We start from the raw sequence: 18,471 nt of genomic DNA, 5'->3' as shown, positions 1-18,471 counted from the left end.
AAAACGCCACCGTGGACTGCCCGGTGGCGTTTTTTTGTCGTGCGCCCTCCCCATTCGGGGAGGCAGGCCCGGGACCCCGCCGACAGGCGGCGCCCCGGAAGGACATTACATGTCCATGCCCATGCCGCCCATGCCGCCCATGCCGCCCGGCATGCCGCCGCCGGCAGGTGCTTCTTCCTTCGGCAGTTCGACGACCGCGCAATCCGTCGTCAGCAGCAGGCCGGCGACCGATGCAGCGTTCTGCAGCGCGGTGCGCGTGACCTTCGTCGGGTCGACGACGCCGGCTTCCACCAGATCGCCGTACTCGCCGGTCGATGCGTTGTAGCCGTAGTTGCCCGTGCCCTTCTTCACTTCCGCGACGACGACGCTGGCTTCTTCGCCACCGTTCGACACGATCTGACGCAGCGGCTCTTCCATCGCGCGCAGCACGATCTTGATGCCGGCGTCCTGATCGGCGTTCAAGCCCTTCAGGCCCTTGATCGCTTCACGAGCGCGGATCAGCGCCACGCCGCCGCCAGGAACGATGCCTTCTTCGACGGCTGCGCGCGTGGCGTGCAGTGCGTCTTCGACACGTGCCTTCTTTTCCTTCATTTCGACTTCGGTCGCCGCGCCCACCTTGATCAGCGCCACACCGCCAGCCAGCTTGGCGACGCGTTCCTGCAGCTTCTCACGGTCGTAATCCGACGAGGCTTCCTCGATCTGCGCACGGATCTGCGAGACGCGAGCTTCGATGTTCTTCGCTTCGCCGGCACCGTCGATGATCGTCGAATTTTCCTTGCCCACTTCGATGCGCTTCGCCTGGCCCAGTTCCGCCAGCGTAGCCTTCTCGAGCGTCAGACCGGTTTCCTCGGCGATGACCTGACCACCGGTCAGGATCGCGATGTCTTCCAGCATCGCCTTGCGACGGTCGCCGAAGCCCGGCGCCTTGACGGCGACGGTCTTCAGGATGCCGCGGATGCTGTTGACGACCAGGGTCGCCAGCGCTTCGCCTTCGATGTCTTCTGCGATGATCAGCAGCGGACGGCTCGACTTCGCGACCTGTTCGAGGATCGGCAGCAGATCGCGGATGTTCGAGATCTTCTTGTCGTGCAGCAGGACGTACGGGTTGTCCAGAATCGCAAACTGCTTTTCCGGGTTCGTGACGAAGTACGGCGACAGGAAGCCACGGTCGAACTGCATGCCTTCGACCACTTCCAGCTCGTCCTCGAGCGACTTGCCGTCTTCGACGGTGATCACGCCTTCCTTGCCGACCTTGTCCATCGCTTCAGCGATGCGATCGCCGATCGACGTGTCGCTGTTCGCCGAGATCGAGCCGACCTGCGCGATTTCCTTGGTCGTCGTGCACGGCTTGCTCAGCTTCTTGAGCTCTTCGACCGCCGCGATGACCGCCTTGTCGATACCGCGCTTCAGATCCATCGGGTTCAGGCCCGCGACCACGAACTTCTGGCCTTCGCGCACGATCGCCTGTGCCAGCACGGTCGCCGTCGTCGTGCCGTCGCCGGCGTTGTCGCTGGTGCGCGACGCGACTTCCTTGACCATCTGCGCGCCCAGATTCTGGAAGCGGTCCTTCAGTTCGATTTCCTTGGCGACCGACACACCGTCCTTGGTGATCGTCGGGCCGCCGAAGCTGCGCTCGAGCACGACGTTGCGGCCCTTCGGGCCCAGGGTGACCTTGACCGCATTGGCCAGGATGTTGACGCCCTCGACCATCTTTGCGCGGGGGCTATCGCCAAACGAGACTTCTTTCGCTGCCATGTCTTTGAAACTCCAAGAATGCTTTGAACATATGAGAATGCGGAGGCGGCGGACCCGGAAGCGGGCCGCCACCCGAACCGACGACGGGTGACGGGCGACCCGGCCTGACGGCCGGGCCTGCGCGGTCTTGTCGCGGGTTCAGCGCGGGCTGTCGCAGGCTTGTTGCGAACTTATCGCGAACGTGTCGCGAACTTATCGGTTGACGATCGCCATGATGTCTTCTTCGCGCATGACCATCAGCTCGTCGCCGTCGACCTTCACGGTCTGACCAGCGTACTTGCCGAACAGCACACGATCACCCACCTTCACGTCGAGCGCATTTTGCACGCCCTTGTCGTCCCGCTTGCCGGGACCCACTGCCAGGACTTCGCCCTGATCCGGCTTTTCGGCGGCCGAATCCGGCAACACGATACCCGAGGCGGTCTTGGTTTCTTGGTCGAGACGCTTGACGATGACGCGATCATGCAAGGGACGCAGGTTCATACACACTCCTTTCAATCGGTACAGGAACCACGGTGAGGCCCCCGGCGCCAGGCGCCGGGTGGCGAGATGTTTTGTTAGCACTCTCGTCTAACGAGTGCTAATTATAGGGACGGGATGAGGCAAATTCAAGGCGTACCCACCAAATGACCCAAACAAATTTTCGCCTTGGGGGAACACGACCCCTCACGGCGCTCAGGCATTCGCGCAGACCCACTCGGCGATGCGCGCGATACGCTGACGGCGAAACGCGCGCGAGGCGGCATGGTTCTCGAATTCCTGACGAATGAGGTCCAGCAGCCCCATGCCATGCGCCTCCAGCATCATCGGAAACACGCTGGAGCGGCTCAGACCCGGGCGTGTCCCCGCTTCCAGGAAGCGCAGACGCCCGTCGCGGCCCGCCAGGAAATCGAGCCGGCAGTAGGTTTCGTCGCGAAACGTCCGGGCAATGCGCTCCGCGGCGCGGCAGGCCTGCATGGCGAGCGGGTCATCGGCGGGCAGGCGGCGGATGCGGCCGCCGCCCGGCACCGGCTCGCCCTGTCGGACGCCCGCGGCGCGCACGGGCGGTTTCAACTCGAAAACCGGCAGCAGTTGACGCTGCCCGGCCGCGCAGACCATGCCGACCACGATCTCGACGCCGTCGATGCGTTCCTGGATCAGGAAGTGATCGTCGAACGGGGCGATCTCGTTGGCGTAGCGCTCGATTTCCTCGTCGATCAGCAGATCGAGCGGGAGAATCTTGAACGAACCGCCCGCGGCGTTCGGTTTGAGCAGCACCGGGCGCTTGCCGAAGCGTTGCACCGTCTCACGCACCGCGCCTCCCGGCTGACTGCTGGACACCAGCACGGTCTCGAGCGGCGCCAGCAGGTCGCCGGCGAGCTTCTCGACGACGCAGGCCTGCGCGAACTTGTCGAAGGCCAGCGCCGCGCTCAGCGTCGACCCCGCGTTATCGGGAAAATCGAAGAAGCGCGCGAGCCCCTGGAACGTGCCGTCCTCGCCGTCCTGCCCCTGCAACAGCGAAAAGACGAAGTCGCCGTCTTCGCACAGGGTGTCGACGAACGCCGCCGCCGATATCTCCCTGCCGCGCGCGAGCAGCTGCGGCGCCGGCGGCAGCCCATCGTGATCTCGTGGCCCGGACGCCCGCAGTTTGCCGTTCGGCGCGATGCCGATCACGTTCGCGACCGAGATGTCGTCGGGGCGCGCCTCGAGCAGGCACTCCCGGACATGCTCGTACATGCGGCAGGAAGTGCGGTTCTCGACGGATCGCCCGCCGAATAAAAGGGTGATTGCTGGCATGGTGACTCCTGGTGGTCCATCGTCCGCCCGCGCATCGCGTGCCTGGATCGACCGTCGCCGCCCGCGGCGACCGGTCAATGATTCGTCATCCTTATCATTCGGGAAGACCGGGTGCATTCTACGACGCGACCGCGAGTGATGGTTCTACGAAAAATCGTAGCGCCCGGACCGGGCCGCGTCCACCCGGCCGGTTGGCCAGGCGTGCAAGGCGTGCGAGGCGTGCGAGGCGTACGTGGCGGCTAGCCGGACGCCAGGCCCTGCGCGTCGAGCCCGCTGGCGTCGAGCCCGATCTCGCGCAGCACGTCGAGCACCAGGGTCGCAGCCGGCGACGGCAACTGCGAGAAGCGCGTGATGATGCCGAAATTGTCCAGTTCGCAGCACAGCACCAGCGGCAGGATCTGCATCACGCCATAGCCTTCGTACTGGCGTGCGATTTCGGTGGGCAACACCGCCAGCATGTCGCTTTGCTCCAGCAGCGAGGCGATCACCGGCAGGCTGCCGGTATTGACGACGTTCAACGGCGGCGCCAGACCCAGCGAGGCGAACAGCATGTCGATGCGATGCCGCAGCACGCTGCCGGAGGGATGCAGGATCCACGGCTCGCCGCACAGCGCGGCGAGCGAGAGGTCGTCTCTCGCGAGCAGGGGATGGCCGGGACGCACCACCAGGCAGAGCGGTTCGCGTCCCAGCGGCTCGTACTTGAGCCCATGGTTGAGTCCGTAGTTGCGCCCGTGACGCACCGGCGCCTGCCCTTCCAGCACCCGCCCGATCATGATGTCCAGTTCGCCCTGCGCCAGCAGGGGAAGCAGCAGATTCGAGGTCTCGACCTGGATCGAGACCCGCAGCCTAGGGTAATCCCGCTTGATGCGCGCCACCGCGCGCGCGACAATCGACGCGCCCGCCACCGCGATCGTACCGATGCGCACTTCGCCGGCCAGACCGGCACGCAGCGACGAAATCTCGTCGTAGGCGTGCGACAGGTCGGACAGGACCATCCGCGCATGCCGGATCATGACTTCCCCGTAGACCGTCGGCCGCATGCCTTGCGGCGTGCGGTCGAACAGGCTCACGCCCAGCATGTCCTCCAGATCCTTCAACAGCTTCGAGGCGGCCGGCTGCGCCATGCCGATCACCTCGGCGGCGCGGCGCACATTGCCTTCTTCGTCCATCGTCGCCAGCAGCAGCAACTGCCGCGTCTTCAGCCGCGCGCGGATGAACCAGTTCGATTGGGCATCGCGATTCATCGTTGCCGCCTCCTTTCCGGCCATCCGGAGAGCGGCCTTCTGTCATGGGTATTCGGCGCGCGTCGCGCCGATCGAAGATACCGCCGCAGCGATTCCGCATCGTATAACGAAATAGTTATAGAGATCCAAAAATTTGATATTGGAAAGTTATCGGACTCCAGCATAAGATGGCTGCAGCCTTGTCAATAAACCAACTAATAACGGAGACAGACAATGCGTAATCCCCCTCGCAGACCCGGCGCACGGCGCCGTGCGCGCGAGCGCGCGTCCCGGTGCGCCGCACGGCCGGGCCTCGCCGTCTCACCCGTCATCTAGGTATTTTCCCGCGCTTCGCTCGCCATACGGGCGAAGCGCGGTGGCACCGGCTCGCCCGCCGGCGACCATGCGCGAGCACGACACCCGGGATCGAACATCCCGCGTTCGCCGCGACACCCGCCGACGAAGCGATATGCCGCTCATGACGAGCGGCCAAGACACGACGGCCGATGATGCCGTCGACATTCGAAAAATAGTTGGGAGACAAAGTCGATGATGGGATTTTTCAAGAAACTTGCTTGCGCATCGGTCGTGGGCGCCAGCCTCGCCGCACCATTCGCCGCCGGCACCGCGCACGCCGACGAGCCGATCAAGATCGGCTATCTGGTGAAGATGCCGGAACAGGCGTGGTTCATCAACGAGCAGCGTGCGGCCACCGACTACGCCAAGCAGAATCATTTCACCGTCATCAACATCGGCGTGCCCGACGGCGAGAAGGTGCTTTCCGCAATCGACAACCTGGGCGCGCAGGGCGCCAAGGGCTTCGTGATCTGTGCGCCGGACGTGCGGCTCGGCCAGGCCATCCGCGCGCGGGCGAAGCGCTACAACATGAAGTTCGTCACGGTCGACGACCAGTTGGTGGATTCGGCCGGCAAGCCGATCGCCGACATTCCGCACCTGGGACTGTCGTCGTTCAATATCGGCATGCAGGCGGGCGAGGCGATCTCGGCGGAAATGAAGCACCGCGGCTGGAAGCCGGAGGAAACCGGGGCGTTGCGCATCACCGACTATGAATTGCCGACCGCGAAGCTGCGCACCGACGGCGCGACGAAGACGCTGCTGGCCGGCGGCTTCCCGCAGGCCAACATCTACGACGCGCCGCAGAAGACGACCGACGACGAAGGCGGCTTCAACGCCGCCTCGCCGGTGCTTTCCAAGCACGCGAACGTCAAGCACTGGGTGATCTTCGGCATGAACGAAGAAACCGTGCTGGGCGCGGTGCGGGCGACGGAGCAACTGCATATCGCGCCGGCGGACGTGGTCGGCGTGGGCATCAACGGCGCCGGCGAAGCGTTCGCCGAGTTCCAGAAGAAGACGCCGACGGGCTTCTACGGCACGATCGCCGTCAGCTCGACCACGCATGGCCGCGAAAGCGTGAAGAACGTGTACAACTGGGTCACGAAGAACGAGATGCCGCCGCTGTACAAGGAATCCACCGGCACCCTGATGACGCGTGACAACTGGCAGCAGGTCCGCAAGGATCTGGGTATCTGATCGCCGCGCCCGTTCCCCTGGAGAGATTTCGGATGACTGAGCAAAGCGACTATTACCTATCCCTGGACAACGTTTCCGTACGCTTCCCCGGGGTGCTCGCCCTCGATCGGGTGTCGTTCGGCGTGAAGCCCGGCGAGGTGCTGGGCTTGATGGGAGAAAACGGCGCGGGTAAATCGACGTTGCTCAAGGTGCTGTCGGGCGTGAACCAGCCGGCCGCCGGGCATGTCGTCCTGCAGGGTCAGCCGCGCGCGTTCACCACGACGCGCGCGGCCATCGACGCCGGCATCGCGATCATCTACCAGGAACTCCACCTGGTACCGGAACTGACGGTCGCGGAAAACCTGATGCTGGGTCAGATTCCGAACCGTCTCGGTGTCGTCGACCGCCGGCAGATGGTCGCGCGGGCGATGGCGGAGATCCAGCGTCTGGGCGAGACGCTCGATCCGGATATCGCCGTCAAGCACCTGTCGATCGGCCAGCGTCAGATGATCGAGATCGGCAAGGCGCTGATGCGCGACGCGCGGGTCATCGCCTTCGACGAGCCGACCAGTTCGCTGTCGGCCCGCGAATCGGACCGGCTGTTCGAGATCATCCGCGCGCTGCGCGCGGAGGGCCGCTCGATCATCTACGTGACGCACCGGATGGACGAGGTCTACACGCTGTGCGACCGCGTCACGGTGTTTCGCGACGGCCGCCACGTCCAGACCTTCGACACGGTGGCGACGCTGGAGCGCGACCGGCTGATCAGCGCGATGGTGGGCCGCTCGATCGAGGACGTCTACGGCTATCGCGGCCGCGCCTGCGGCGACATCAAGCTGACGGTCAAGGATCTGTGCGGCCCCGGTCTCTCGGCGCCGGCGAACTTCACCGCGCGCGCCGGCGAGATCGTCGGCTTCTTCGGTCTGGTGGGCGCGGGCCGCTCCGAGCTGATGAAGCTGATCTATGGCGCCGTGCCCAAGACCAGCGGGCAGATCGAATTGCGCGGGGCGCAGATCGATTTCAAGAGTCCGCGCGACGCGGTGCGCGCCGGCGTGGCGCTGTGCCCGGAAGACCGCAAGCAGGAAGGCATCGTGGCGATCGCCTCGGTATCGGACAACCTCAACATCAGTTGCCGCCGACGCTTCAGCCCGGGTGGGTTCCTGCTCGACCGCAAGCGCGAGGAAAAGGTCACCCAGGAGTACATCGGCAAACTGGGCATCAAGACGCGCACCGGCGAGACGCTGATCGGCACGCTCTCGGGCGGCAACCAGCAGAAGGTCATCCTGAGCCGCTGGCTCGCGGAGGACATCGACATCTTCCTGATGGACGAGCCGACGCGCGGCATCGACGTCGGCGCGCGCAGCGAGATCTACTCCTTGCTGTACGGGCTGGCGGAGGCGGGCCGCACGGTGATCGTGGTGTCGAGCGACCTGGCCGAAGTGATCGGCGTCGCCGACCGGATCCTGGTCATGAAGGAAGGACAGATCGTCGGCGAATTGCCCAAGGCCCAGGCCACGCCCGAGCAGTTGATCCGGATGGCGTTGCCGCACTAGACGCGGGCGCCGTCGATTTTTACCGCGGATTTTTGCCGCACGCACATCGTAGAGACCATTCATGCACTCCCCTCAACCTCCGTCCGCTCCGGCCCCGGCCGACAATCCCAAAGCCAGCGTCGGCGCGCGCGAACGCGTGGCCCGCACCTGGGACCTGATCAACAAATCCGGCATCGTCGTGGTGTTCGTGCTGCTGTTCATCGCACTGTCCGCGGCGGTGCCGGACTTCCTCACGACCCGCAACATCCAGGGCCTGCTGCTGTCGGTGACGCTGATCGGTTCGATCGCCGTCACGATGATGTTCGTGCTGGCGCTCGGCGAGGTCGACCTCTCGGTGGCGTCGATCGTCGCCTTCTCCGGGGTGGTGACCTCGGTGCTGATCACCGCCACCCATAGCGTGCTGTTCGGCGTCGCGGTCGGCATCCTCGCGGGCGGAGCGGTCGGGCTGGTCAACGGCGTGCTGGTCGCGCGCTTTCGGATCAACTCGCTGATCGTCACGCTGGCGATGATGGAAGTGGTGCGCGGCCTGGCCTACATCACGTCCAACGGCGACGCGGTGATGATCTCCGAGGAGCGCTTCTTCGACCTGGGCGCCGGGGAATTCATGCACATCAGCTACCCGGTGTGGAGCAACATCATCGGTTTCGTGATCTTCGGCTTTCTGCTGAAGAAAACCGTTTTCGGCAAGAACGTGCTCGCCGTGGGCGGCAACGCCGAAGCGGCGCGTCTCGCGGGGTTGTCGGTGGTGCGCATCAAGATCACCGTGTTCGTGCTGCAGGGTCTGGTCGCGGGTCTCTCCGGCGTGATCCTGGCGTCGCGGATGAGCCTGGGCGACCCGAAAACCTCGGTGGGCCTCGAACTCGGCGTGATCTCCGCCTGCGTGCTGGGCGGCGTGTCGCTGACCGGCGGCGTCGCGACGATTTCCGGCGTGCTGGTGGGCGTGCTGATCATGGGTTCGGTACAGGACGCGATGAGCCTGCTGAACGTGCCCACCTTCTATCAGTACCTGATCCGCGGCGGCATCCTGCTGCTCGCCGTGCTGTTCGACCAGTTCCGCCGCTCCAAGCGCGCGGTCTGAGCGCGCTGTCGAAGCGCGCTTTCCCGGGCCTCAGCCACCCTGCCCCATCTGCACGGATGGGTCGTGGGCGCGGCGCGCGATCAGGTCGATTTCGACCAGCGCGTCGCGCGCCAGCCCGGTCACGCCGATGCAGGTACGCGCCGGCAGGCGCCCCTCCGGGAAATACCGCCGATAGGTCTCGTTCATCACCGCGTAGTCACGCTGGAAATCGGTGAGATAGGCGCGGACCTGAACCACGTCGGCCAGCGCATATCCCGATCCCTCGAGCACCAGGATCAGATTGTCCATGACCCGCTGGGTCTGCGCCGCGATGCCTTGCGGCAGCGGCGCAGCATCGTCGTCGGGCCAGGTGGGCATCTGGCCGGTGACGAACAGCCAGCCGTCGGTTTCCACCGCGTGCGAGAACGGTGCGACCGGCGTGGGCGCCTGGTCGATCATCAGAAAACGGGGTGCGGTCATACGGGAGAATTCCGTGAGGTGGAAAACCCGATTCTAGAATGCTTCGAGCCGCGCGAACAGCGCGTCGAGCGGCAGGCTGTGCGCGAACAGACGACCCAGGCTGCGGCTCGCGAAACGCGCGACGTCCGGCGGCGCCACCCACCGGAACGCATCCATCTCGGGAATCGCCCGGCCGTCGCGCAGGCTCGGAAACAGGGAAACGCATACGCACCGTGCCGGATCGATCTCGCCCGCGGCGGTGCGCACGCCGAACAGATGCAGCGCCTTGTCGGGCCGATAATCGAACTCGCCAAGATCGCACAGACGCGACGCCGCGAGCACGATGCCGGTTTCCTCGCGCATTTCCCGCAGCGCGGTTTCGCGCCGCGTCTCGCCCGGGTCGCCCATGCCTTTGGGAATATCCCAGTGCCGGGTCTGGGTCGCGTGACAAAGCAGGATCTCGCCGCGCGCATTGAACAGTACGACGCCCGACGATAAATGTTTGCTCATGGCCTGGGTACTTTCGTCATTGACTGCCGGAAATCCGTACGACGCGGAACGCATGCCGGCGCGAATTGATATATTATTACATTCCACGCTCGACCGCAGCGCAGTGCGCGCGCCGGGTTGCGCCGTCATATCGCGCCGTTACATCGTGCCCTTATCCGATCGGAAGTTCCCAGACATGCATATCGCGCCACGACCGCACCGCGCCCGCGGCATCCCGGCTCTGTTCGCCCGTATCGGCCTGAGTGTCATTCTACTCGCCGTCGCCGCGGCACCCGCTCATGCGGCACCGGCGGCGCACGTCGCGCAGGTGGTGGCGGCCGAGAACTTCTACGGTGCGTTGATACAGCAACTGGGCGGCCCGCAAGTCAGCGTCACGAGCGTGCTGTCGAACGCCGACCAGGATCCGCATAGTTTCGAGGCCAGCCCGAAGATCGCCCGGGCGCTCGCCCGCGCCGATCTGGTCGTGTACAACGGCGCGGCCTACGACCCGTGGATGACGCCCCTGCTCAAGGCATCGACGCATGTCGGCCGCACGGAAATCGTCGCGGCGGCGCTGCTCGGCACGCCCGCCGGCGCCAATCCCCATCTCTGGTACGAGCCGCGCACGATGCCGGCGCTGGCCCGGGCGGTGGCGGCTTACCTGAGCGCACGCGACCCGGCGCACGCGGCCGACTATCGGCAACGCCTCGCGGACTTCCTCGCTGCGATGCAGCCGGTCGCGGCGAAAATCGCCAGCCTGCGCGAGAAGTACCGCGGTACGAAAGTCAGCGCGACCGAGCCGGTGTTCGGGTACATGGCCGAGGCGATCGGCCTGGACATGCAGAACGAGCGCTTCCAGATGGCCGTGATGAATGAAGCCGAACCCAGCGCGGCCGATGTCGGCGCGTTCGAACAAGGCTTGAAATCGAAGACGATCAAGGTCCTGATCTACAACGCGCAGACGTCGGGTCAGATGAGCCGGCGCCTGCTGTCGATCGCCCGGACCGCCGGCGTGCCCGTCGTGCCCGTCAGCGAGACGCAGCCCGCCGGCATGCGCTACCCGCAATGGATGCTCGACCAGCTCGATCGGCTCGACCAGGCGCTCGCGCATCCGCCTGCGCAATGAGGATCGACGATGACGACGCAGAATGCCTCCCTCCCGACCGCCATCGCGCTGGACGCGGTCAGCATCGCGCTCGGGCAGCGCACGATCCTCGAACAGGTGAGCCTGTCGATCAACGCGGGGGAATTCGTCGGCGTGCTGGGTCCGAACGGTGCCGGCAAGACCACGCTCATGCGGGCGCTGCTGGGGCTGGTGCCGCTGGCGGCCGGCCGCATCGCCCTCTTCGGCGAACCCGCGGCAGGCGCCCGGCGTCTGGTCGGGTACATGCCGCAGATCCGCGCGATGACGCAGGCGCAACGGGTATCCGGGCGTGATTTCGTCGCCTGCGTGCTCGACGGCGAGCGTTGGGGCCTGCCGCGTCTGGACGCCGCCGGACGCCGCGCGGTCGACGCCGCGCTCGATGCGGTGGGCGCCACCGAACTCGGCCGACGCGCGGTCGGCGAGATGTCGGGCGGCGAGCGGCAGCGGCTGTTGCTCGCGCAATGCCTGGTGGGCCAGCCGCGCATCCTGCTGCTCGACGAACCGTTGATCAGTCTGGACCCGCATCGCCAGCAAAGCGTGGTCGACCTGGTCGCGGAAGTCTCGCACCGGCTGGGCATCACCACGCTGTTTTCCGCGCACGAACTCAATCCCCTGCTGGGCGCGATCGACCGCGTGCTCTACCTCGGCAACGGCGCCGCCGCGCTGGGCACGGTGGAGGACGTGATCACCGGACCGATCCTGAGCCGGCTCTACGGCGCCCCGATCGACGTGATCCGGGTGGACGGCCGCATCTTCGTGATGTCCGGCGGACAAATGATGGAAAAGGACGCGCATCACCACCATGTTTGAATTCGATTTCATGACGAATGCCTTCATCGCCTCGGGCATCGTCGCCGTGGTCGCGGGCATCGTCGGCTATTTCCTGGTCCTGCGCGGCCAGACCTTCGCCGGGCACGCGCTCGCCCACGTGGGCTTCACCGGCGCGACGGGCGCGGTCCTGCTCGGGATCGCGCCACTGTGGGGCATCGTCGGTTTCACGCTGAGCGCGGGTCTGGGCATGGGGCTGCTCGGCGAGAAACTGGCGGGCCGCGATCTCGCGATCGGCATGATCCTGTCGTTGTCGCTCGGCTGCGGTCTGTTGTTCGTGCATTTCTTCACCGCCTATGCCGGGCAGGTGACCGCGCTGCTGTTCGGCAATGTGCTGGGGGTGGACCGCACCACGCTCTGGCAACTGGCGCTGCTCGGCGCGGTGAGCCTGCTGGGGCTGGGCGCGATCGCGCGGCCGCTGATCTTCACCACGCTGCAGCCGGAACTCGCGGAGGCGAAAGGTGTATCGCTGCGGCGCGTGTCGATGCTGTTCCTGGCGATCGTCGCGCTGGCGGTGGCGCTGAGCACGCAGATCGTCGGCGTGCTGCTGGTGTTCACGCTGATGGTCGGGCCGGCGGCCGCGGCGCAGAACCTGACACCGCGTTTTGCCCGGGGCGTGGCGCTGGCGGCGCTGCTGGCAGTCGCCGAAGCCTGGCTGGGCATCACGCTGGCCTTCTACACGGATTGGCCCTCGAGTTTCTGGATCACGGCCTGTAGCGCGGCGATCTACCTCGCGAGCCTCTTCTGGCCGTGGTGGCGCGGCCGCATGACGGCGCGCTGAGCGGCTGCCGCGCCAGACGTCCCCCCGGGCCCCCGGCGCGCTTCAGACGCCCGTCGACCGGGCGTTCAGGATGGCCGCGTGATGCGCGATATGGTCGCCCATGAAGGATGAGACGAAGTAATAACCATGGTCGTAGCCGGGATGACGGCGCAGCGTGAGCGCCTGCCCGGCCTGCGCGCAGGCGGCCTCGAATGCCTCGGGCAGCAGTTGCCCGTCATGCAGGAAGGCATCCGCCAGACCCTGGTCGACGAGAATCGGCTGGGCATGCGGCGCGACGCCCCCCGCGCCCAGCAGCCGGCTGGCATCGTAATCCGCCCAGCGGCGGACGTCGCCGCCCAGGTAATGGCCGAATGCCTTGCGGCCCCATGCACAGTCGCTCGGCGCGGCGATGGGAGCGAACGCGGAGATCGACTTGAAGAGATCCGGGTTGCGCAGTCCCAGCACCAGCGCGCCATGCCCGCCCATCGAGTGACCGAAGATGCCCAGACGCGCCGCGTCCACGGGCAACTCCCGGGCGACCAGCGCCGGCAGTTCGTTCACCAGATAGCTGTACATGCGGTACCGGTCGCGCCAGGGCGCCTCGGTCGCGTCCACGTAGAAGCCCGCGCCGACGCCGACATCCCACGCATCCGTCTCGCCGGGAAGGCCCGCGCCGCGCGGGCTCGTGTCCGGCGCGATGAGCGCCAGGCCGTGGCGCGCGGCATGCTGCTGCGCGCCACCCTTGGTCGGAAAGGTTTCCTCGGTGCAGGTCAGGCCGGCCAGGTAGAACAACCCGGGCACGGGATCGGCGTTGGCGCCGCGGCTCGCGACCGCATCCGCTGCCACGTTCGGCAGGAAGACCGAAAAGCGCATCGGCAGACCGATTTCCGCTGACGCATGGCGGTAGAAGCGCTGGACGCCACCAAACGCCTGGTGTTCCGAAAGCAATTCAAGCATGCGAGACTCCATGGGAAATGAAAAATGCCGCGTTCTTCCGGCCGGTATCGGCACGGAACGAACGCGGCATCCCGGAACGCGGCGTTCGGCGTCCGGGCATCCGGACGCCTGGCGGCACTCAACCGCCGTGCTTCGCCTTGTCCGGAAGCGGCGTGCCGTTGCGGTCGACGTTCGCGTAGTCGGGTGGGGCATCGGCCGGACGGGGCGCATCGCCCGTGCGCGCCAGCCAGCCGCCGCCCAGGCGTTGATACAACAGCACCAGATTCGTCGCGCGGTCCATCTGCGCGGTGACCAGCATCTGCTGCGCCGTGTAAAGGTCCGTCTGCGCGGTCAGCACCGAAAGGTAACTGTCCACGCCGTTCTTGTAGCGCAGATCGGACAGATCGAGCCGGTTCTGCTGCGAGGCCACGTAGCGCGTCAGGGCATCGATCTGGTCGTCGTAGGTTCCGCGCGCGGCGAGACTGTCGGAGACTTCGCGAAACGCGGTCTGAATCGCTTTTTCGTAATTCGCGATGCCGATGTTCTTGCGTACCTTCGCGATATCCAGATTCGCCGTGTTCTCGCCTCCGGAGAAGATCGGGATGTTGATCTGCGGCGCAAATGTCCAGTAGGCTTGCCCCGCCTTGAACAAGCGGCCCAGATCGGAACTCGCCGCACCGGCGCTGCCGGTGATCGAGATGCTCGGGAAGAAGGCCGCGCGCGCCGCGCCGATACTGGCGTTGTCGGCCAGCAAGGTCTGCTCGGCCTCGATGATGTCGGGACGGCGCGTCAACAAATCGGACGGCACGCCGGCGGGTATGTCGGCGATGATGTGCTGGTCGTCGAGCGGCAGCGGCGGCGGCAGTTCCTCGGGCAATGGCGCGCCGACGAGCAGCACCAATGCGTTCACGGCCTGGGCACGCGAACGGATCTGATCCTGCAGGTTTGCCTGCGCCTGGTCGACGATGCCTTCCGACTGCTTCAGATCCAGCGCGGTACCCACGCCGTTATCGAATTGCAGCTTCGCGATCCGATACGACTCTCCCGCCGTTTTCAGGGTGTTTTGCGTGACCACCAGTTGCGCATCGTATCCACGCACCGTCAGATACTGGTTCGCCACCTGGGCGACCAGGGAAATCTCGGCCGCCTTGCGTGCCTGCGCGGTCGAGAAATACGTGGCCAGGGCCGCGTCGCTCAGACTCTTTACCCGGCCGAACAGATCCAGTTCCCACGACGCGTTGCCCACCGCGGTGTATTCGCTGCCGAGCGTCGGCCGACCCGTGTAGGTGAGATCCGCCGGCGTGCGCGCGCGGCTGTCCGCGGCGCTCACGCTGAACGACGGCAGAAGACCCGCCCGTTCCACCTGGAACTGCGCGCGCGCGGTGGCCACATTGAGCACCGCGACGCGCAGATCGCGGTTGTTCTTCAGCGCCAGCGCGATGATGGCCTTCAGACGGGCATCGACGAAAACGTCTTGCCAGCCCAGGTCCGCCGCGGCGACGCCGCTGCCGACGGCGTCATTCGTCTTGTACGCATCGCCGCCCGGAAAGGCGGCCGATACCGGCGCGGCCGGACGCTCGTAGTGCGGCGCGAGCGAGCACGCGCCGAGGACCGCCGCGGCCAGGACCGCGAGCGGCAGGGAACGTGCAAACCGCGGCGCGAAGGACGTCCCGGTGCGCGCCGGCGCGCGCGCGGCGCCCGTGCCCGTGCCCGCACCGCGCGCGACGGCACGTCCCGATGACAAGTACTTTTTCATATCAGTGTCCTTCGTTCGCACGGCCGTGCTCCGGGTCCGTGGGGGCGTCGCGACGGGAATCGGCATGGAGATCCCCGCCCTTTCCACCGTCCCTATGCTTTTTTTCGTGTTCCGAGAACTTGCCGGCGATGACGACGTAGAACATCGGCACCAGCAGCACCGCGAGGAAGGTCGCGGTCAGCATGCCGCCGATCACTCCCGTGCCGATCGCATGCTGACTGCCGGAACCCGCGCCGCTGCTGATCGCGAGCGGCAGCACGCCGAGGATGAAGGCCAGCGAAGTCATGACGATGGGCCGCAGCCGCAGCCGCACCGCCTCCAGCGCGGCGTCGGCGATGCTGCGCCCCTGCTCGTGCAGGTCCTTGGCGAATTCCACGATCAAAATCGCGTTTTTCGCCGACAGGCCCACGGTGGTCAACAAGCCGACCTGGAAATAGACGTCGTTCGACAGGCCGCGCAGGGTGGTCGCAAGCAGCGCGCCCAGGATCCCCAATGGCACCACGAGGATGACCGATACGGGAATCGACCAGCTTTCGTACAGCGCGGCGAGACACAGGAACACGATCAGGATCGAGATCGCGTACAGGGCCGGCGCCTGGGAGCCGGATTGCCTTTCCTGGAACGACAGGCCCGTCCATTCGAAGCCGATGCCGTCCGGCAGTTTCTTCGCGAGCGTTTCCATCTCGTCCATCGCCTGGCCGGAGCTATAACCCGGCGCCGACTCGCCCTGCAATTCCACCGCCGACACGCCGTTGTAGCGCTCGAGCTTTTGCGCGCCGAACGTCCACTGGCCCGTGGAGAAGGCGGAGAACGGCACCATCGTCCCCAGGGCATTGCGTACGTACCACTTGCCCACGTCGTCCGGATTCATCCGGAACGGCGCCGCTCCCTGCAGGTAGACCTTTTTGACACGGCCGCGGTCGATGAAGTCATTCACGTACGCCGACGCCCAGGCGATCGAGAAGGTGGTGTTCACGTCCGACAGCGACAGGCCCAGCGCGGACGCCTTCTCGTCGTCGATCTTCACCTTGTAGGTGGGGGCGTCGTCGAGACCGTTCGGCCGGACCCGCGTCAGGATCTTGCTTTGCGCGGCCATGCCCAGCAGTTGGTTGCGCGCGGCGATCAAGGCGTCGTGTCCCACGCCGGCCCGGTCCACCAGCTCGAAGTCGAAACCGCTACCCGTGCCCAGCTCGGGGATGGACGGCGGATTGATCGGGAAGATCGTCGCGTCCTTGATTTGCGAAAAACGCATGAAGGAGCGGCCGATGATGCTGTTGATGGACAGATCCGCGGACTTGCGCTCGCTCCAGTCCTTGAGACGCACGAACACCAGGGCCGAGTTCTGCCCCCGTCCCGCGAAACTGAAGCCATTGACCGTGAACACGGACTCGACCGCCTTCGATTCGTCCTTGAGGTAGTAATTCGTGATCTGATCAAGAACATTGCCGGTGCGTTCCTGCGTCGAACCCGGCGGCGTCTGCACGATCACGAACATCGTGCCCTGGTCCTCGTCGGGCAGGAAGGACGACGGCAGCTTGACGAACAGCAGGCCCACGGCGACGACGATCACCGCATAGATCAGGAACCAGCGCCCCGAGCGGTTGATGATGCCGCGCACGCCCTTCAGCGATTTGTCACGCCCCTTGTTGAAGGTGCGATTGAACCAGCCGAAGAATCCCGTCGTCTTCTCGTGATCCTTGGAAATCGGCTTGAGGATCGTGGCGCACAGCGCAGGCGTCAGAATCAGGGCGACGAGCACCGAGAGCACCATCGCCGCGACGATGGTAAGCGAGAACTGGCGATAGATCGCCCCCACCGAGCCGCCGAAGAAGGCCATTGGCACGAACACCGCCGAGAGCACCATCGCCACGCCGACCAGGGCGCCGGTCAGCTGCCCCATCGCCTTGCGCGTCGCCTCCACGGGCCCCAGCCCCTCGTCGGCCATCACGCGCTCGACGTTCTCCACCACCACGATGGCGTCGTCGACCAGCAGGCCGATCGCCAGCACGAGGCCGAACATCGACAGGGTATTGATCGAGAACCCGGCCGCCGACATGACGCCGAACGTTCCCAGCAGCACCACCGGCACCGCGATCGTCGGAATGATCGTGGCGCGGAGGTTTTGCAGGAACAGGTACATCACCAGGAACACCAGCACGATACCTTCGAGCAAGGTCTTGAAGACCTCCTCGATCGACAGCCTCACGAAGGGCGTCGTGTCGTACGGATACTTCACGACCATGCCGTTCGGGAAGAACTTCGACAGCTCGTCCAGCTTTTGCCGCACCGCTTTCGCCGTGTCCAGCGCGTTCGCGCCGGTCGCCAGCTGGATGCCGAAACCGGCCGTGTGCTGACCGTTGTACTTGGTGTCGAAGTTGTAGCTTTCACCGCCCAGCCCGATGGTCGCGACATCGCGCAGATGCACGACCGCGCCGCTGAGCGACGACTTCAGGATGATGTTGCCGAACTCCTCGGGCGTCTGCAGACGGGTCTTTTCCGTGATCGCGGCGGTCAGCTGCTGTCCCGGCACCGCGGGCGTGCCGCCCAGTTGTCCGGCCGCCACCTGAACGTTCTGCGCGGCGATGGCGGTCTGCACGTCCACCGGCGTCAGCCCATAGCTGTTCAGCTTGTTCGGGTCGAGCCAGATACGCATCGAATACTGGCTGCCGAACAGCGTGACCGTTCCCACGCCGTTGATGCGGCTGATCGGGTCCTCGACGTTGGACGCCACGTAGTTCGCCAGGTCGTACTTGTTCATCGTTCCGTCTTCGGAAACGAAGGCCATGACCATCAGGAAGCTGCTGCTCGACTTCGTGACCTTGACGCCCTGCTGCTGGACTTCCTGTGGCAACAGGGGCGTCGCGAGCGACAACTTGTTCTGCACCTGAACCTGGGCGATGTCGGGGTTCGTGCCCGCGGCGAACGTGATCGTGATGGTCGCGCTGCCGGAGTTGTCGCTGGTCGACGAGATGTACAGCAGATGGTCGATACCGCTCATCTGCTGCTCGATGACCTGCGTCACCGTGTCTTCCACGGTCTTCGCCGATGCGCCCGGATAGGTGACGCTCAACTGCACGGACGGCGGCGCGATCGTCGGATACTGGGAAACCGGCAGCTGCAGGATGGACAGCGCGCCCGCCAGCATCAGGACGATGGCGATCACCCATGCGAAGATGGGGCGATCGATGAAATACTTTGCCATTTG

At 65.7% G+C, this 18,471-nt stretch carries 15 protein-coding genes; 6 read left to right on the top strand and 9 right to left on the bottom strand.

Annotation, left to right across the window (positions count from 1 at the left end):
* Window positions 1-105: 105 nt before the first annotated feature.
* From groL to OVY01_RS09845, 4 genes are all read right to left on the bottom strand, one after another.
* Window positions 106-1,755 carry a chaperonin GroEL gene (groL, locus tag OVY01_RS09860; RefSeq protein WP_267847270.1) on the bottom strand — a complete coding sequence of 550 codons (1,650 nt, stop codon included), beginning with the start codon at window positions 1,753-1,755 and terminating at the stop codon, window positions 106-108.
* Window positions 1,756-1,947: 192 nt separating this feature from the next.
* Window positions 1,948-2,238, bottom strand: coding sequence for a co-chaperone GroES (gene groES / locus OVY01_RS09855; RefSeq protein ID WP_267847269.1), 291 nt, complete (start codon window positions 2,236-2,238; stop codon window positions 1,948-1,950).
* 192 nt (window positions 2,239-2,430) lie between these two features.
* Complete coding sequence (locus OVY01_RS09850) at window positions 2,431-3,531, bottom strand: D-alanine--D-alanine ligase family protein (RefSeq protein WP_267847268.1); 1,101 nt, start codon at window positions 3,529-3,531, stop codon at window positions 2,431-2,433.
* Window positions 3,532-3,770: 239 nt separating this feature from the next.
* The gene (locus tag OVY01_RS09845) at window positions 3,771-4,775 is read right to left on the bottom strand and encodes a LysR family transcriptional regulator (RefSeq protein ID WP_267847267.1); all 1,005 of its coding nucleotides are present in this window, start codon (window positions 4,773-4,775) and stop codon (window positions 3,771-3,773) included.
* Between the two features lie 528 nt (window positions 4,776-5,303).
* Here OVY01_RS09845 and OVY01_RS09840 point away from each other — a divergent pair.
* From OVY01_RS09840 to araH, 3 genes are all read left to right on the top strand, one after another.
* Window positions 5,304-6,305 carry an arabinose ABC transporter substrate-binding protein gene (locus tag OVY01_RS09840; protein ID WP_267847266.1) on the top strand — a complete coding sequence of 334 codons (1,002 nt, stop codon included), beginning with the start codon at window positions 5,304-5,306 and terminating at the stop codon, window positions 6,303-6,305.
* A 32-nt stretch (window positions 6,306-6,337) separates the two neighbouring features.
* On the top strand, window positions 6,338-7,837 hold the full coding sequence (gene araG / locus OVY01_RS09835) for an L-arabinose ABC transporter ATP-binding protein AraG (RefSeq protein ID WP_267847265.1): 1,500 nt from the start codon (window positions 6,338-6,340) through the stop codon (window positions 7,835-7,837).
* Window positions 7,838-7,898: 61 nt separating this feature from the next.
* Window positions 7,899-8,915, top strand: a complete 1,017-nt coding sequence (gene araH / locus OVY01_RS09830) for an L-arabinose ABC transporter permease AraH (RefSeq protein ID WP_267847264.1) — start codon at window positions 7,899-7,901, stop codon at window positions 8,913-8,915.
* A 30-nt stretch (window positions 8,916-8,945) separates the two neighbouring features.
* Here araH and OVY01_RS09825 read toward each other — a convergent pair whose 3' ends face one another.
* The gene (locus OVY01_RS09825) at window positions 8,946-9,374 is read right to left on the bottom strand and encodes a RidA family protein (RefSeq protein WP_267847263.1); all 429 of its coding nucleotides are present in this window, start codon (window positions 9,372-9,374) and stop codon (window positions 8,946-8,948) included.
* Between the two features lie 33 nt (window positions 9,375-9,407).
* The gene (locus OVY01_RS09820) at window positions 9,408-9,863 is read right to left on the bottom strand and encodes an NUDIX hydrolase (RefSeq protein ID WP_267847262.1); all 456 of its coding nucleotides are present in this window, start codon (window positions 9,861-9,863) and stop codon (window positions 9,408-9,410) included.
* Window positions 9,864-10,038: 175 nt separating this feature from the next.
* On the opposite strand from OVY01_RS09820, the gene OVY01_RS09815 reads away from it, so the two are divergent.
* From OVY01_RS09815 to OVY01_RS09805, 3 genes are read left to right on the top strand one after another with little or no spacing between them, the layout of a single operon-like run.
* Window positions 10,039-10,968 (top strand): metal ABC transporter solute-binding protein, Zn/Mn family, encoded by a 930-nt coding sequence (locus OVY01_RS09815; RefSeq protein ID WP_267847261.1) that lies wholly within the window; start codon window positions 10,039-10,041, stop codon window positions 10,966-10,968.
* Between the two features lie 9 nt (window positions 10,969-10,977).
* Window positions 10,978-11,796, top strand: a complete 819-nt coding sequence (locus OVY01_RS09810) for a metal ABC transporter ATP-binding protein (protein ID WP_267847260.1) — start codon at window positions 10,978-10,980, stop codon at window positions 11,794-11,796.
* Window positions 11,789-12,595 carry a metal ABC transporter permease gene (locus OVY01_RS09805; protein WP_267847259.1) on the top strand — a complete coding sequence of 269 codons (807 nt, stop codon included), beginning with the start codon at window positions 11,789-11,791 and terminating at the stop codon, window positions 12,593-12,595. The genes OVY01_RS09810 and OVY01_RS09805 overlap by 8 nt, the downstream gene beginning before the upstream one ends.
* Window positions 12,596-12,637: 42 nt before the next feature.
* Here OVY01_RS09805 and fghA read toward each other — a convergent pair whose 3' ends face one another.
* From fghA to OVY01_RS09790, 3 genes are all read right to left on the bottom strand, one after another.
* The gene (gene fghA, locus OVY01_RS09800; protein ID WP_267847258.1) at window positions 12,638-13,531 is read right to left on the bottom strand and encodes an S-formylglutathione hydrolase; all 894 of its coding nucleotides are present in this window, start codon (window positions 13,529-13,531) and stop codon (window positions 12,638-12,640) included.
* Between the two features lie 118 nt (window positions 13,532-13,649).
* Window positions 13,650-15,266 (bottom strand): efflux transporter outer membrane subunit, encoded by a 1,617-nt coding sequence (locus tag OVY01_RS09795; RefSeq protein ID WP_267847257.1) that lies wholly within the window; start codon window positions 15,264-15,266, stop codon window positions 13,650-13,652.
* 1 nt (window position 15,267) lies between these two features.
* A complete protein-coding gene (locus OVY01_RS09790; protein WP_267847256.1) occupies window positions 15,268-18,468 on the bottom strand; it encodes an efflux RND transporter permease subunit in 3,201 nt (1,066 codons plus the stop codon).
* Window positions 18,469-18,471 lie beyond the last annotated feature (3 nt).

It is taken from the genome of Robbsia betulipollinis (genome assembly GCF_026624755.1).
In the GTDB taxonomy this organism is placed as follows: Bacteria; Pseudomonadota; Gammaproteobacteria; order Burkholderiales; family Burkholderiaceae; genus Robbsia; species Robbsia betulipollinis.
The sequence above is the reverse complement of the archived record's forward strand: the minus strand, read 5'-3'. Positions and strand labels throughout refer to the sequence as shown.